17 protein-coding genes are annotated in these 15,113 nt (G+C 66.8%); 2 read left to right on the top strand and 15 right to left on the bottom strand.

All coding sequences use genetic code 11. From position 1 onward, the window contains the following. Positions 1-2: 2 nt before the first annotated feature. From lepB to C1I89_RS20550, 15 genes are all read right to left on the bottom strand, one after another. Positions 3-887, bottom strand: coding sequence for a signal peptidase I (gene lepB / locus C1I89_RS20620; protein WP_102774425.1), 885 nt, complete (start codon positions 885-887; stop codon positions 3-5). Between the two features lie 23 nt (positions 888-910). Continuing rightward, positions 911-2,704 (bottom strand): translation elongation factor 4, encoded by a 1,794-nt coding sequence (gene lepA / locus C1I89_RS20615; RefSeq protein ID WP_102774424.1) that lies wholly within the window; start codon positions 2,702-2,704, stop codon positions 911-913. A 232-nt stretch (positions 2,705-2,936) separates the two neighbouring features. Next, the gene (locus C1I89_RS20610) at positions 2,937-4,409 is read right to left on the bottom strand and encodes a DegQ family serine endoprotease (RefSeq protein ID WP_102774423.1); all 1,473 of its coding nucleotides are present in this window, start codon (positions 4,407-4,409) and stop codon (positions 2,937-2,939) included. A gap of 34 nt (positions 4,410-4,443) precedes the next feature. Next, the gene (locus C1I89_RS20605; RefSeq protein WP_102774422.1) at positions 4,444-5,505 is read right to left on the bottom strand and encodes a MucB/RseB C-terminal domain-containing protein; all 1,062 of its coding nucleotides are present in this window, start codon (positions 5,503-5,505) and stop codon (positions 4,444-4,446) included. Then, positions 5,505-6,017 carry a sigma-E factor negative regulatory protein gene (locus C1I89_RS20600; protein ID WP_102774421.1) on the bottom strand — a complete coding sequence of 171 codons (513 nt, stop codon included), beginning with the start codon at positions 6,015-6,017 and terminating at the stop codon, positions 5,505-5,507. Before C1I89_RS20600 ends, C1I89_RS20605 begins: the two co-directional genes overlap by 1 nt. A 12-nt stretch (positions 6,018-6,029) precedes the next feature. Then, positions 6,030-6,629, bottom strand: a complete 600-nt coding sequence (gene rpoE / locus C1I89_RS20595; protein ID WP_043543305.1) for an RNA polymerase sigma factor RpoE — start codon at positions 6,627-6,629, stop codon at positions 6,030-6,032. Next, positions 6,626-7,084, bottom strand: a complete 459-nt coding sequence (locus C1I89_RS20590; protein WP_102774557.1) for a hypothetical protein — start codon at positions 7,082-7,084, stop codon at positions 6,626-6,628. Before C1I89_RS20590 ends, rpoE begins: the two co-directional genes overlap by 4 nt. A 37-nt stretch (positions 7,085-7,121) precedes the next feature. Then, entirely contained in the window at positions 7,122-8,351 is a 1,230-nt protein-coding gene (fabF, locus tag C1I89_RS20585) for a beta-ketoacyl-ACP synthase II (RefSeq protein WP_102774420.1), read from the bottom strand. A 192-nt stretch (positions 8,352-8,543) separates the two neighbouring features. Then, entirely contained in the window at positions 8,544-8,783 is a 240-nt protein-coding gene (gene acpP / locus C1I89_RS20580; RefSeq protein WP_003813816.1) for an acyl carrier protein, read from the bottom strand. 188 nt (positions 8,784-8,971) lie between these two features. Further along, complete coding sequence (fabG, locus tag C1I89_RS20575; protein WP_102774556.1) at positions 8,972-9,724, bottom strand: 3-oxoacyl-ACP reductase FabG; 753 nt, start codon at positions 9,722-9,724, stop codon at positions 8,972-8,974. 2 nt (positions 9,725-9,726) lie between these two features. Then, entirely contained in the window at positions 9,727-10,665 is a 939-nt protein-coding gene (gene fabD, locus C1I89_RS20570; protein ID WP_102774419.1) for an ACP S-malonyltransferase, read from the bottom strand. 95 nt (positions 10,666-10,760) lie between these two features. Then, positions 10,761-11,747, bottom strand: coding sequence for a beta-ketoacyl-ACP synthase III (locus C1I89_RS20565; RefSeq protein WP_102774418.1), 987 nt, complete (start codon positions 11,745-11,747; stop codon positions 10,761-10,763). Further along, positions 11,747-12,814, bottom strand: a complete 1,068-nt coding sequence (gene plsX / locus C1I89_RS20560; protein ID WP_102774417.1) for a phosphate acyltransferase PlsX — start codon at positions 12,812-12,814, stop codon at positions 11,747-11,749. The genes C1I89_RS20565 and plsX overlap by 1 nt, the downstream gene beginning before the upstream one ends. 59 nt (positions 12,815-12,873) lie before the next feature. Beyond that, positions 12,874-13,056 (bottom strand): 50S ribosomal protein L32, encoded by a 183-nt coding sequence (gene rpmF / locus C1I89_RS20555; protein WP_043543314.1) that lies wholly within the window; start codon positions 13,054-13,056, stop codon positions 12,874-12,876. A gap of 52 nt (positions 13,057-13,108) precedes the next feature. Next, positions 13,109-13,729 carry a YceD family protein gene (locus C1I89_RS20550; protein ID WP_440130648.1) on the bottom strand — a complete coding sequence of 207 codons (621 nt, stop codon included), beginning with the start codon at positions 13,727-13,729 and terminating at the stop codon, positions 13,109-13,111. 72 nt (positions 13,730-13,801) lie between these two features. Between C1I89_RS20550 and C1I89_RS20545 the strand changes: the two genes are divergently transcribed. Continuing rightward, positions 13,802-14,404 carry a Maf-like protein gene (locus C1I89_RS20545; protein ID WP_102774415.1) on the top strand — a complete coding sequence of 201 codons (603 nt, stop codon included), beginning with the start codon at positions 13,802-13,804 and terminating at the stop codon, positions 14,402-14,404. Continuing rightward, entirely contained in the window at positions 14,401-15,111 is a 711-nt protein-coding gene (locus C1I89_RS20540) for an SAM-dependent methyltransferase (RefSeq protein WP_102774414.1), read from the top strand. The genes C1I89_RS20545 and C1I89_RS20540 overlap by 4 nt, the downstream gene beginning before the upstream one ends. Positions 15,112-15,113: the final 2 nt, after the last annotated feature.

Here is a 15,113-nt window from a genome sequence, read left to right as displayed (position 1 = left end):
AATCAGTTGAACCGGCCGATGCGGCTGAGGTCGCTGAAATTCATCCAGATGAAGAACGCGCGTCCGACGATATTGGATTCGGGTACGAAGCCCCAGTACCGGCTGTCCGCGCTGTTGTCCCGATTATCGCCCATAGCGAAAAATTGGCCTTCGGGTACTTTGCAGCGTACCCCATTGCGGCTGTATTGGCAGTTCTGACGGTTGGGAAATTGCCACATCGGCCCGTATTCCTGCGGTTTGCCTTCATCCAGCAGGATCTGGTGCTCAACTTCGCCCAACTTCTCTTTATATTGCGCAATATACGAGACACGGTCGGGTTCGAAATAATCCCCGTCGCGCACGTGCGGCACCAGTTCGCCGTTGATATACAGTTTTTTGTCCAGGTAGGCGATCTCGTCGCCCGGCAGGCCGACCACGCGCTTGATGTAATCGACGTCCGGGTCCACGGGATAGCGGAACACGAACACGTCGCCGCGCTTGGGCTCGCCCACCTCGATCACCTTCTTGTCGATGACCGGCAGCCGCAGGCCATAGCTGAACTTGTTCACCAGGATCAGGTCGCCCGATTGCAGCGTGGGCAGCATGGAGCCCGACGGGATGCGAAACGGCTCGACGACGAACGAGCGCAGCAGGAACACGAACAGAATCACGGGGAAGAAGCTGACCGCGTACTCCACCCACCACGGCACGCGGCGCGCCGCGTCGCCGGCCTCGCGGCGCAGGCGCTCGGCTTCCTGGGCGTCTCCGACCAGGGCCGCGTCGTATTGCGCCATCGCCGCCTGGGCCCGGCGTTCCCGGCCCCGCCGCAGCACCGCCAGATCGAGCACCCAGATAATGCCGGTCACCACCAGCAATACAAACAGGATCAGGGCAAAGTTCCAACTCATCAGCTAACCGCCTTCTTTTGGTTCTATTTGTCTTCCACCTGCAGGATGGCGAGGAACGCCTCCTGCGGGATTTCCACGCTACCCACCTGCTTCATGCGCTTCTTGCCGGCCTTCTGCTTTTCCAGCAGTTTCTTCTTGCGCGAAATGTCGCCGCCGTAGCACTTGGCCAGCACGTTCTTGCGCAGGGCCTTCACGTTTTCGCGCGCGATGATTTCGGCGCCGATGGCGGCCTGGATCACGATGTCGAACATCTGGCGCGGGATCAGCCCGCGCATCCGGGTCACCACGTCGCGGCCGCGGTGGCGCGCGTTGCTGCGGTGGACGATCATGGCCAGCGCGTCGACGCGGTCGTTGTTGATCAGCAGGTCCACGCGCACCACGTCGGCCGAGCGGTATTCCTGGAACTCGTAGTCCATCGAGGCGTAGCCGCGCGAGACCGACTTCAGCTTGTCGAAGAAGTCCAGCACGATCTCGGCCAGCGGGATCTCGTAGACCAGGTGCACCTGGCGGCCGTGGTAGCTCATGTTGATCTGCACGCCGCGCTTGTTATTGCACAGCGTCATGACCGGACCGACGTAGTCCTGCGGCATGAACAGCGTGACCTTGACGATGGGCTCGCGGATGTCGGCGATCTTGCCGATCTCCGGCATGCGCGACGGGCTTTCGACCGTGATGATGGAGCCGTCGCGCTGCTCGACCTCGTACACCACGGACGGCGCCGTGGTGATGATGTCCATGTCGAACTCGCGCTCCAGGCGCTCCTGCACGATTTCCATGTGCAGGAGGCCCAGGAAGCCGCAGCGGAAACCGAAGCCCAGCGCCTGCGAGACTTCCGGCTCGAACATGAGCGCCGCGTCGTTGAGCTTGAGCTTTTCCAGCGAGTCGCGCAGCTGGTCGTACTCGGAGCTTTCCACCGGGTACAGGCCGGCGAACACCTGCGGCTTGACTTCCTTGAAGCCCGGCAGCGGCGCGGCGGCCGGCTTGCCGGCCAGCGTGATGGTGTCGCCCACTTTGGCGTCGGCAAGCTGCTTGATGCCGGCGATGACGAAACCCACTTCGCCGGCCGACAGGTGCGGGCGCTGCTGCGACTTGGGCGTGAACACGCCGGTCTGCTCGCACAGGTGGGTGGCGCCGGAGGCCATCAGCAGGATCTTGTCCTTGGGCTTGAGCACGCCGTTGATGATGCGCACCAGCATCACCACGCCCACGTAGTTGTCGAACCACGAGTCGATGATGAGCGCCTGCAGCGGCGCGTCGGGATCGCCCTGGGGCGCCGGCACGCGGGCGACGATGGCCTCGAGGATTTCGTCGATGCCCATGCCGGTCTTGGCGCTGGCCAGCACGGCCTGCGAGGCGTCGATGCCGATCACGTCTTCGACTTCCTGGCGCGCGCCTTCGGGATCGGCCTGGGGCAGGTCCATCTTGTTGAGCACCGGCACGACTTCCACGCCCAGCTCGATGGCGGTGTAGCAGTTGGCCACGGTCTGGGCCTCGACGCCCTGCGAGGCGTCGACCACCAGCAGCGCGCCTTCGCAGGCCGACAGCGAGCGGCTGACTTCGTAGGAGAAGTCCACGTGCCCCGGGGTATCGATCAGGTTCAGGTTGTAGACCTTGCCGTCCTGCGCCTTGTAGTGCAGGGCGGCCGTCTGCGCCTTGATGGTGATGCCGCGCTCGCGCTCGATTTCCATCGAGTCGAGCACCTGCGCCGACATTTCGCGGTCCGCCAATCCGCCGCAGCGCTGGATCAGGCGATCGGCCAGGGTCGATTTGCCATGATCGATGTGGGCAATGATGGAGAAGTTGCGGATATGCTGCATGCTTGAAGTTATAAGGGGACGGAACACTCGGCACAAGGCCGGAAGACACCGCCGCCGGAGTACGCACGGCTGACGAGAGGGGTGCCTGTGGGCATAGCCCGGGCAAAACGAGGGGGCGCCATGCGCCCCCTCTTGCGGCAACCAGCCATTTTAGCCGGTCTTGAACCATTTTTTTGCCGCCAGGCCCGCGACGGCAAAAAACGCCCCTTTTCAGGGGCGTCGCCGTAAAGCATCACTTGCTGGCGGGAACCGCCACCCATTGGGTCTGGTCGCCGCGGCGCACCAGCAGGCCGGCCGCCCTGCCCTTGTCGAGCTTGGCGACCAGTTCGCCGAACTGCTTGGCGCTGGTGACGTCGGTGTCGTTCAGGGCCAGCACGATGTCGCCTTCCTGCAGGCCGGCCTTGGCGGCCGCGCCCTCGGCGATCTTGACCTGGACGCCGCCCTTGATGCGCAGCTTCTTCTGCACGTCGGCCGGCACGTCGGCCACGCCCAGGCCCAGCGCGTTGGTGGCCTCGGGCACGGGCGCCGCGCCCTGCTTGCCGGCGGCCGGGCTCTTCTCGGTCGGGATCTCGCCCACCTTGACGGTCAGCGTCACGGTCTTGCCCTTGCGCCACACCTGCATGTCGGCGCGGGTGCCCGGCTTGGTTTCGCCGACGATGCGCGGCAGGTCGGACCAGCGCTTGATGGGTTCGTTGTTGAACTTCAGGATCACGTCGCCCGGCTGCACGCCGGCCTGCTCGGCCGGGCCTTCGGGCTCGACGCTGCTGACCAGCGCGCCTTCGGCCTTGGGCAGGCCGATGGCCTCGGCCACGTCCTTGCCGACTTCGCCGATCTGCACGCCGACGCGTCCGCGCGTGACCTTGCCGGTGGTGCGCAGCTGGTCGACGACGCGCATGGCCTCGTCGATCGGGATGGCCAGCGAAATGCCCATGAAGCCGCCGCTGCGCGAAATGATCTGGGAATTGATGCCCACCACCTCGCCTTCCAGGTTGATCAGCGGGCCGCCCGAGTTGCCGGGGTTGACCGCCACGTCCGTCTGGATGAAGGGCAGGTATTCGCCGGTGTCGCGGCCGATGGCGCTGACGATGCCCGAGGTCACGGTGGAATCCAGGCCGAACGGCGAGCCGATCGCCAGCACCCACTGGCCCTTCTTGAGCTTCTTGGGATCGCCGATGACCAGCGGCGTCATGTCCTTGGCCTCGATCTTGATCAGGGCCACGTCGGTGCGCTCGTCGGTGCCGATGACCTTGGCCTTGAATTCGCGGCCGTCGGTCAGGGTGACGTAGATGTCGGTGGCGTCCACGACCACGTGGTTGTTGGTCAGGATGTAGCCGTCTTCGGAAATGAAGAAGCCCGAGCCCACGCCGCGCGGCACGGTGCGCTCTTCGGGCTGGGGCTGGGGACGCTGGCGCGGCGACGGCGGCGCGCCCGGTGGCTGGAATTCGGGGCCGAAGAACCAGCGGAACAGCTCGTAGGGGTCGTTGCCGCCGCCCGGTCCCATGCCGCGCACCGGCACGGTGGCCGTGGTGCGGATGTTCACGACCGCGGGGTCGGCCTTTTCGACGATGCTGGTGAAATCAGGCAAAGCGACCGTCGGCGCCTGGGCCAGCGCCGCCGGCGCCTGGCCGACGGACATCATCACGCCCAGCGCGGCGGCCGCCAGAAAGCGTCGGAAATACCCGTTCGACACTGTCATTGCATTCATAGACTTCTCCGAAATTGCTGCTTGCCGCCCCGGATCAGCGGGACCCGGCGGCGGGCACGTATTCTGTGGACTCGGCCAGCTGTTCCAGCGTGGCCACGGGCACCTCGCCCACGGCCGTCAGCCAGAAATCGGCGATGCGCGTGCCATATACGGTAATCGAACCGCGCTGCGCCGCGCCATGGGGCGGACGGTGTCCGCGCTGGCTGTCGTAGGGCTCGATGAACACGGAAATGGCCGCCAACCCGTCAGACAATACCATCTGGCTGACCGTGGCGCCGCGGCCCATGGCCCGGGTCACCTGCATGACGGTTTTGAAGCCCTTGGGGGCCGGAATGCGCCAGCCCTGGGCGGCCAGGTCCACCGGCTTCATGGCGGCTTCCATCACCTTCCAGTCGCGCGTGCTCCAGCGGGAAGTCAGCAGCTGGGGATCGACCTCGGCGCCCAGGCGCAGCGAGGTGAAGGCCACCTGTTCGACCACGCCGCGCGCGGCGTTCAGGGTCTGGGCCTTGAGCAGCAGATTGGTCTCGACGTCGGCGCACAGCCGGTAGCCGTAGCGCAGCTTGTCCAGCGGCTCTATGGTGATCAGGCGGCACTCGCGGCCGGCGACGCGATAGAGCTTGGGCTCGGTGCGGATCGTGTAGTTCTCGGACAGGCCGGCGGCCTCGCCCAGCAGCAGGCCGGGGAAGCGGTCGCCGCGGCGGCGCTCCAGCAGCACTGTCTTGCGCTCGGGGATCAGGCACTGCACGTCGTCGTTGTGGCGCAGGTATTCGCGCGGCTGGCCGTCGAGGATCTCGAGGCGCTCGCGCTCGCCGGTGCCGTCCAGGACGTGCACCAGGCGCGAGGACTGCATGGTCTCGCCCGGCTGATACATGAACACGCCGGCGTAGTCCTGCTTGCGGGCCGCCTGCTGGATGCTGGTGAGCAGCTGCACCACGTCCTCGGCGGGCGGCGCGGCGTCGGCGGCGCGGGCCGGCTCCTGCGCCGCCAGGAAAACGGTGAACAGCGTTACGGCAAGCCAGGCGGCGCGATGGGCCTGCAAGGTAGCGGTTCGTCCCAGACCCAGCACCGGCCAGCGCGATGGAATCACCAACGCCATCAGCGCCCCGCTCCCATCTCGAACGACACCTGCCGCACGGCGCTGGGGCCGGCCATCTGGCGATGCGCCTCGAGGTAGTCGCGCAGGCCGGAATCGTCCGCGGCCGAGGCCGACGACGGCGCGCTGGCGTCGGCCAGCACCCGCACTTCCCCGCCGGATTCGCCGGTCAGGTAGGGCTGCGCCACCCAGGCGACGGTCGCCACGGCCGCCACCACCGCCAGGCCGGACAGGCCCACGCGCAAAGGCGAGCGGCGCCGAGGCGCCGCGACAATGGGCAATTCCGCGTCCAGGGCGCGCGCCAGCCGGGCCTGGAAGGCCGAACTGGGGGTCAGCGCCAGGTCGGCGTTGCGCAGGGAATCACCGATCAAGTGATAGGTGTCCCAGGTCTGGCGTCCCTCGCGGGACAACAAGCCGGGAAAAATATCGTCGGATTCCTCTCCGTCCATCCAGGCGGAGAGCGACTCCTCCCAGGAGGACTCGGATATCTCGACGGATTTGGCTGCTGTTTGCATGACTGCCACTCCTTACCAGCGACGCTCGTCATCGGTGCCTAGCAATGGGCGCAACTTGGTGGCGATGGCTTCACGCGCACGAAAAATGCGGGAGCGCACCGTACCGATCGGGCAGTCCATGCTCTGGGCGATGTCTTCGTAACTCATACCTTCGATTTCACGCAGGACGATTGCGGTGCGCAACTCTTCAGGCAATTCCTCGATGGCCGCGTTCACCGTTTCGGCGATTTCGCGGCTGGCGACCATGGATTCCGGCGTGCTTATATCGGTTAGGTTGTCGGTTTCGTTAAAAGTTTCACCGTCTTCCGTTTCTATCGCATTGGGCGCGCTCGGACGCCGGCCCTGGGAGGCCAGCCAGTTGCGCGCGGTGTTGATCGCGATGCGATACAGCCAGGTGTAAAAGGCGCTCTCCCCCCGGAACTGGGGCAAGGCGCGGTAGGCCTTGATGAAGGCTTCCTGGGCCACGTCTTCGATTTCCGCGGGGTCGCGGATCATCCGGGCCAGCAGGCGGAGGATCTTGCGCTGGTACTTGAGCACCAGCAGGTCGAAGGCTTTCTTGTCGCCCCGCTGGACGCGCGCGACAAGCTCGGCGTCGACTTCGCGCTCGCTCATGACGCCTCCTGGGGGCCGGCCGCCGGCGGCGTGCGCCGCGCCGTGCCCGTCAGCAGGCACAGGCGCCGCCAGGACTCGGGTCGCAGCGTCCGCTGCCAGACGGTGAGGGTGATGGTGCTAGGGGTAAAGGCGGTACTCCCGGTGGGCAAAGGCTGCAAGGTGAGCGTGAGCCAGCGCGGGCCGCGCCGCCGGTCCAGCAGACTTGCGTCGCGCCAGCCCTGCGGCAGCCGCAGCTGCCAATGCCCTGCCCCGGCCGCCGTACGTAACGCGGATACCGGGGACGGGCCGCTCCGTGCCGAGTGTAACAGCCCGCCGAGCCCGAGCAGCAGCGCAAGCGCCGCCCCCGCGAGCGCGGCCGGGCCATGCCAGGAGGCGGCCGTCAGCGCGCTGCCCGCGGCCAGGGCCAGCGCCAGGCCGTAAACCGCCTGGACGCTGCCCGGACGCACGACGGGCACGCGAAACGACCAGCGCTCCCCGACCGGGCCTGCCAAATCAGACCCGGCGAACGGCCATCGAGCCGTTGGTGCCGCCGAAGCCGAACGAGTTGGACAGGCCCACGTCGATCTTCATCTGCCGCGCTTCGTTGGCGCAGTAATCCAGATCGCATTCCGGATCCTGATTGAAGATGTTGATCGTCGGGGGCGAGACCTGGTTGTAGACGGCCAGCGTGGTGAACACCGCCTCGATGCCGCCGGCCGCGCCGAGCAGGTGCCCGGTCATGGACTTGGTCGAGTTGACCACCAGCTTCTTGGCGTGGTCGCCGAAGGCCAGCTTCAGCGCGTCGGTCTCGTTCTTGTCGCCCAGCGGCGTGGAGGTGCCGTGCGCGTTGACGTACTGGACGTCTTCGAGGTTGACGCCGCCGTTGCGCAGCGCGTTGACGATGCCGCGGCGCGGGCCGTCCTTGTCCGGCGCCGTGATGTGGTGCGCGTCGGAGCTCATGCCGTAGCCCACGAATTCGCCGTAGATGCGCGCGCCGCGCTTCTTGGCGTGTTCGTATTCTTCCAGCACCAGCACGCCGGCGCCCTCGCCCAGCACGAATCCGTCGCGGTCGCGATCCCAGGGACGCGAAGCCGTCTGAGGATCGTCGTTGCGGGTCGACAGGGCGCGCATGGCGGCGAAACCGCCGATGCCCAGCGGCGACACGGTCGACTCGGCGCCGCCGGCCAGCATGACGTCGGCATCGCCGTACTCGATCAGGCGGGCGGCATCGCCGATGCAGTGCAGGCCGGTGGTGCAGGCCGACACGACGGCGTAGCTCGGGCCCTTCATGCCGTAGGCGATGGACAGGTGGCCGGAGATCAGGTTGATCAGCGAACCCGGCACGAAGAACGGCGAAATGCGGCGCGGGCCCTTGGACAGGTATTCGACCTGGGTTTCTTCGATGCGCGGCAGGCCGCCGATACCCGAGCCGACGATCACGCCGATGCGTTCGGCGTTGGCTTCGGTGACTTCCAGGCCGCTGTCGCGCCAGGCCTGCATCCCGGCAGCCAGGCCGTAATGGATGAAGGTATCCATCTGGCGGGCTTCCTTGGCCGAGATATAGGCGCTGATGTCGAAGTCTTTGACTTCGCCGGCGATATGGGTGGTGATGGCCGAGGGATCGAAACGGGTGATGCGGCTGATGCCAGAACGTCCGTTGACGATATTGTCCCAAGCCGTGGTCACGTCGTTCCCCACGGGGGAAACGATACCCAGGCCGGTGATGACGACACGTCGCTTCACGGATGACTCCTCAAACAGACAAAAGAAAGGCGGTTTTCGGGATGCGCTGCGCTTGCGGTACACACAAAAGCGGGTCGGGCGTTTTCACGCCCTTCCCGCATGCGCACCGCAAAGGCAACTCCTGAAACCGCCCCGATTTTCCGGCTGGCCCCGAAGTCCGTCCTCGGACCGCCGGAAGGGAGTAAGCCCAGCTTACTGCTTGCCGTGCGAATTGATGTAGTCAATCGCTTGTTGCACGGTCGTGATCTTTTCGGCCTCTTCGTCGGGGATCTCGGTCTCGAATTCGTCTTCGAGCGCCATGACCAGTTCGACCATGTCGAGCGAATCGGCACCGAGGTCGTCAAGGAAGGAGGATTCGTTCTTGATCTCGGCTTCGTTGACGCCAAGTTGTTCAGCGACGATCTTCTTGACGCGCTGTTCGATGCTTTCCATGCAGATCTCCAATTGGGAAAAATCCCGCGAATTATAGCCAAGCGCGGAGTTTTGCGACGCCTGGCCGTGACAAAAATAACACCGCGCACTTGATCTGTCGCCGGGAATGGCGCAGGAAACCCGTGTGCGGCGTTTCCGGTTGAACCGCGCATCGCCCCGTGCGGAGCGGCCTGCGCGCGGTTCGTGATTTATTGCATGTACATCCCGCCGTTGACGTGCAGGGTGGTGCCGGTAATGTAACCCGCCTGCGGCCCGGACAAAAATGCCACCGCGTGCGCGATGTCCTCGGGCGCTCCCAGGCGGCCCAGCGGAATCTGCTGCAGCAAAGCCGCGGTCTGATTTTCGCCGAGGGCGCGCGTCATGTCGGTATCGATGAAGCCGGGGGCCACGCAGTTGACCGTGATGTTGCGGCTGCCCAGCTCGCGCGCCAGGGCGCGCGACATGCCGGCCACGCCGGCCTTGGCGGCCGCGTAGTTGGCCTGGCCGGGGTTGCCGCTGGAGCCGACCACCGAGGTCACGTTGATGATGCGTCCCCAGCGGGCCTTCATCATGCTGCGCAGCACCGCGCGCGACAGGCGGAACACCGACGCCAGGTTGGTGTCGATGACGGCCGACCAGTCTTCGTCCTTCATGCGCATCGCCAGCGTATCACGCGTGATGCCGGCGTTATTGACGAGGATGTGCGGGCCGCCGCCTTCCTTGCCCAGCGCGTCGATGAGCGCGTCGCAGGCCGCCGCGTCGGTCACGTCCAGCACCACGCCGCGTCCGCCCGAGGGGGCCAGCGCTTCGGTGATGGCGGCCGCGCCCGATTCGGAGGTGGCGGTGCCGACGACGGTGGCGCCGCGCGCGGCCAGTTCCAGTGCGATGGCGCGGCCGATGCCGCGCGTGGCGCCGGTCACCAGCGCGATCTTGCCTTGCAGTTCGATCGAGGGGTTATCCATGTTCATTGGTTTCCGTTGACGGCGGCCAGCGCGGCTTCGAGGGAAGCCGGATCGGTGATGGCCATGCCCGTGAGTTCGGGATCGATGCGCTTGGTCAGGCCGGCGAGCACCTTGCCGGGGCCGCATTCGATCACGTGCGTGACGCCTTGCGCCTTCATCGCGCGCAGGGTTTCGACCCAGCGCACAGGATGCCATGCCTGGCGCACCAGCGCATCGCGGATAGCCCCAGGATTGGCCGGGGAAGCCACGTCGACGTTGTTGATGACCTGGATCTGCGGGGCCGACACCGTCACGCCGGCCAGCGCGCCGGCCAGCACCTCGGCGGCGGGCTTGAGCAGGCTGGAGTGGAACGGCGCGGACACCGGCAGCAGCAGCGCGCGCTTGGCGCCCGCGGCCTTGGCCTGCTCGCAGGCGCGTTCGACGGCGGCCTTGTGGCCGGCGATCACGACCTGGGCGGGCGCGTTGAAGTTCACGGCCTCGACCACTTCGCCCTGCGCGGCGGCGGCGCAGGCGGCGCGCACGGCGTCGTCGTCCAGGCCCAGGATGGCGGCCATGGCGCCGGTGCCGACCGGCACGGCGGCCTGCATGGCGTCGGCGCGCACGCGCACCAGGCGCACGGCGTCTTCGAGCGCGAGCGAACCGGCCGCGGTCAGCGCGGCGTACTCGCCCAGGCTATGGCCGGCGACCACGTCCGGCTTGCGGCCGCCCGCGGCGCACCAGGCCGCGTACAGCGCGGCGCCGGCGGTCAGCATCGCGGGCTGGGTGTTGGTGGTGAGGTTGAGCTGCTCGGCCGGGCCTTGCGCGATCAGCGCGCCCAGGTCCTGGCCCAGGGCCTGCGACGCGCGCGCCACCGTATCGGCGACCGCGGAAACGCCCGACCAGGCGTCCAGCATGCCGACAGCTTGAGAACCCTGACCAGGAAAGACAAAAGCGATTTTCATGGTTGACCGTTAGGATGAGATTCAGTGTCTGTGAGGAATGTCGGGTGCGCCTGCCCGGCGGCCGCGGCGCGCGCCGCCTGCCGCCCGGCCCGCCCCTACATGCGGGCCAGTACCGAGCCCCAGGTGAACCCGCCGCCCACGCCCTGCATCAGGACCAGCTGGCCCGGCTTGACGCGGCCGTCGCGGCGCGCGGCGTCCAGGGCCAGCGGCACGCTGGCTGCGGAAGTGTTGGCGTGGCTGTCGACGGTGATGACGACCTTCTCGACCGGCACGGACAGCTTGCGCGCCAGGAAATTCAGGATGCGCACGTTGGCCTGGTGCGGGATCATCCAGTCCACGTCGGCGACGTCCACGCCGGCTTCGGCGCAGGTGTCGCGCGCGGAGCGGTCCAGCACGGTGACGGCCTGCTTGAACACGGCCTGGCCGTCCATGCGCAGGAACGGATCGCCGGTCACGTCGCCATAGGCCACGTTGCCCGCCGCGTTCAGGATCTTGCTCTGGCTGCCGTCGGCATGCAGCTGCGCGGCCATGATGCCGGGCTTGTCGGAAGCCTTCAGCACCACGGCGCCGGCGCCGTCGCCGAAAAGCACGCAGGTGCTGCGGTCGTTCCAGTCCAGGATGCGCGAGAACACTTCGGCGCCGATGACCAGCGCGCAGCGCGCGCGGCCGGCGCGGATGAAGCTGTCGGCGGTGGTCAGCGCGTAGACGAAGCCGCTGCACACGGCCTGCACGTCGAACGCCGCCGAGCCTTTGGCGCCGAGGTTGGCCTGCACGATGCAGGCGGTGCTCGGGAACACGAAGTCGGGCGTCGAAGTGGCCAGGATGATGAGGTCGATGTCGGAGGCGTCCACGCCCGCGTCGGCCAGCGCGCGGCGCGAGGCCTCGGTCGCCAGCTGGCTGGTGGTGACGCCGCGCTCGGCCAGATGGCGCTGCCGGATGCCAGTGCGCTCGACGATCCATTCGTCGGAGGTGGCGATGTTGCGCGTCGCCAGTTCCGCAGCCAGCTCGTCATTCGAAACCACGCGTTCCGGCAGGAAGCTGCCGGTGCCCGCGATCACGGAATATTTCATTGCGGTATCCATCAAGCGGTGTCCCCAGCCACGTCTTGCGGCGGCGCCGTAGCGGCATCGCCGGATTGAACGCGCTTGGTAATCTGAGCGACCGTCTCGGCGGTGCGCTCCAGCAGTTTACTCACTACGGCTTCGCGGGCTCGCTGCAAGGCGAATCCGTAGGCGTAGACGTCGGCGGAGCCGTGGCTCTTGATGACCACGCCGCGCAGGCCCAGCAGCGCGGCGCCGTTGTAGCGCCGGTTGTCGACGCGGGTGCGCAGGCGGTTGAGCACCGGCTTGGCCACCGCGCCGGCCAGCAGCGTGATCAGGTTGCGTTTGAACTCTTCGCGTATGACGCTGGAGAGCATCTTGGCCAGGCCTTCGACGGACTTGAGCACGACGTTGCCGACGAAGCCGTCGCAGACGACCACGTCGACCGTGCCCTTGAAGATGTCGTTGCCTTCCACGTTGCCGTAGAAGTTCAGCGGGCTGCCGCGCAGCAGTTCGGCGGCTTCCTTGACGACTTCGTTGCCCTTGATGACTTCTTCGCCGATGTTGAGCAGGCCCACCGAAGGCCGCTCGCGATGGTCGACCGCCTGCGACAGCGCGGCGCCCATGATGGCGAATTGCAGAAGGTGCTCGGCCGTACAGTCCACGTTCGCGCCCAGGTCCAGCACCGTGGTGGCGCGGCCCGTCTGGTTCGGAATGGACGTGGCGATGGCCGGGCGGTCTATGCCGTCCAGCGTTTTGAGCACGTAGCGTGAAATGGCCATCCACGCGCCGGTATTGCCTGCGGAGACGCAGGCGTCGGCGCGCCCGTCCTTGACGGACTGGGCGGCCAGGCGCATGGAGGAGTCTTTTTTGCGGCGCAGGGCGACCTCGACCGGGTCGTCCATGGTGACGACTTCGGAAGCCGCCACGATCTCAAGACGATCGCGCGCCACGCCGCGATGCTCGGAGAGCGCCGCTTCGATAGCGTCGGGAAGCCCGACCAGCAACAGCCGGGTATCCGGAAATTGCCGGGCGAACTCGATCGCAGCCGGAATCGTGACGGGCAGACCGAAGTCTCCGCCCATACAGTCTATGGCGATGCGTATCACGGGTGCCAGGTATCAGCGCTCAGCCGAAATGGTCCGAGTACGAGTTCGGCCCGGGGGCCTTATTCGTCGGCCTTGGTCTTCAGGACCTTGCGGCCGCGGTAGAAGCCGTTGGGGCTGATGTGGTGACGCAGATGCGCTTCGCCCGTGGTGGGCTCGATCGCGGTCGGCGGGTTCACCAGAAAATCGTGCGAGCGGTGCATACCGCGCTTGGACGGGGACTTCTTGTTTTGTTGAACGGCCATGATGACTCCTAGAAACGGGGCGCATTGTACGCGATGCGGCCCGATGTTGATCTCAATCTTTGTGCTTCAGTTGTTCCAGCACCGCAAACGGCGACGGACGCTTGACGGCGGGCTCCTCGGGAGCAGCCTCGCCGGCATTGGCCTGCGCGCCCGGGCATACATCATGCTTGGGCACATACGGAACGCTCAGAATGAGCTCATCTTCGATCTGGGCCAGCAGATCGAAATGATGTGAACCCACCACCCTTTCAGGCAGGTTGGACACAAAACCTTTTCCTTCTTCGTCCTCGTCGTCCTCGTCCTCGCCGGCGTAGCCTCCGGAGTGTTCTCCAGAGCCAGAACCGTCATCGAGTTCGTCTTCGGACTTGACCAGCTGCAGCACGACTTCGCTGTCGACCGGGTAGGCGAACGGCGCGTTGCACCGCTGGCACACGACCAGCGGATTCGCCCGCACGTGAAGATGCAAGAGCGGCTGCCCGGCAAGAAGGCCGGACTTGCTCACTTCTCCGCGCACGGACCAGTGCGCCAGGCCCGCCTCGCCAGCGGGCTGCTCGGGCAGCCCGTCGACCAATCGCGTAAGCCTCGCCAGCGGCACGCTGCCTTGCGCTTCCTTGCCCAGACGGGCAAAAGCAAACGCGTCGATGCGCTTTGCATTCACGCCAGTATCAGTCACCTCGGTGTTCCTGCAAAAATGCCGCAAAACGTTAGATAATACTGTGACTTACGTACCAGCGTCAAATATCGCATGCCCTCGAAGCCCAGCCTCATCCTCGCCTCCAGCTCGCGCTACCGCAAAGAATTGTTGTCCCGCCTGCGCCTGCCGTTCACCGCCATTTCGCCCGATGTGGACGAAACGCCACACGCCGGCGAAACGCCCGAGGCGCTGGCCCTGCGCCTGTCCGTGGCCAAGGCCATGGCGGTGGCGGCGAACCATCCCGGCAGCATCGTCATCGGCTCAGACCAGGTGGCCACCGCGGACGGACAGCCCATCGGCAAGCCGGGCGACTTCCCGCGCGCACTGGCGCAATTGCAGGCGCTGTCGGGCCGGGAGGTGGAATTCCACAGCGCGCTGGCCGTCACCGACGGCCACCAGGTGGAAAAGGCCGACATCGTCACGCGCTGCCGCTTCCGCCGGCTAAGCGACGCGGCGATCGAAGCCTATCTGCGCGCCGAAGAACCCTACGATACCGCAGGCAGCGCCAAGGCGGAAAGCCTGGGTATCGCGCTGATGGAAAGCATCCAGAGCGACGACCCCACCGCCATCATCGGCCTGCCGCTGATCGCGCTGACCGGCATGCTGGCGCGCTTCGGGCTGGACCCGCTGGACGCGCCCGGAGCGCCCGCATGAGCGGCGCGCTGCACCTGATTCCCGTGGGCCTGGGCGAGGCCCCGCCCGAGCGCTGGCTGCCCGCCGAAGTGCGCGCCCTGGCCGGGCGGCTCGACACCTACATCGCCGAGAACGCCAAGACCGCGCGCGCCTTCCTCAAGCTGATCGGCACGGTCCGGCCGCTGCAGGAAATCACCGTCCACACGCTGAACGACCGGGTGGACGCCGCCCAGATCAAGGCCTGGCTGGCGCCCATCGCCGGCGGCGCCGAGATCGGCCTGGTCTCCGAGGCCGGCTGCCCCGCCGTGGCGGACCCGGGCGCCAAGGTGGTGGAGGCCGCCCACCGGCAGGGCCTGACGGTCAGGCCCTGGGTCGGTCCGTCCTCCATCCTGCTGGCCCTGATGGCCAGCGGACTGGACGGCCAGCGCTTCGCGTTCCACGGCTACGCGCCGGTCGACCCCGCCGAGCGCGCCAGGCAGCTGCGCGCCTGGGAGCAGCATTCGGCCCGGCACAACCAGACCCAGCTGCTGATCGAGACGCCCTACCGCAACGCCGCCATGTTCGCCACGCTGCTGGCCAGCCTGAAGGGCGATACCCGGCTGTGCGTGGCCCGCTCGGTCACCACCGCCGACGAATGGATCCAGACCCGCAGCGTGGCCGACTGGAAACAGCAGCCGGCGCCGCAGCTGGACAAGCTGCCCACCCTGTTCCTCTACCTGGCCCGCTGAGC

This window comes from Achromobacter pulmonis, from assembly GCF_002885955.2.
In the GTDB taxonomy this organism is placed as follows: Bacteria; Pseudomonadota; Gammaproteobacteria; order Burkholderiales; family Burkholderiaceae_B; genus Achromobacter; species Achromobacter pulmonis_A.
This window is presented reverse-complemented; position numbering and strand designations above follow the sequence as displayed.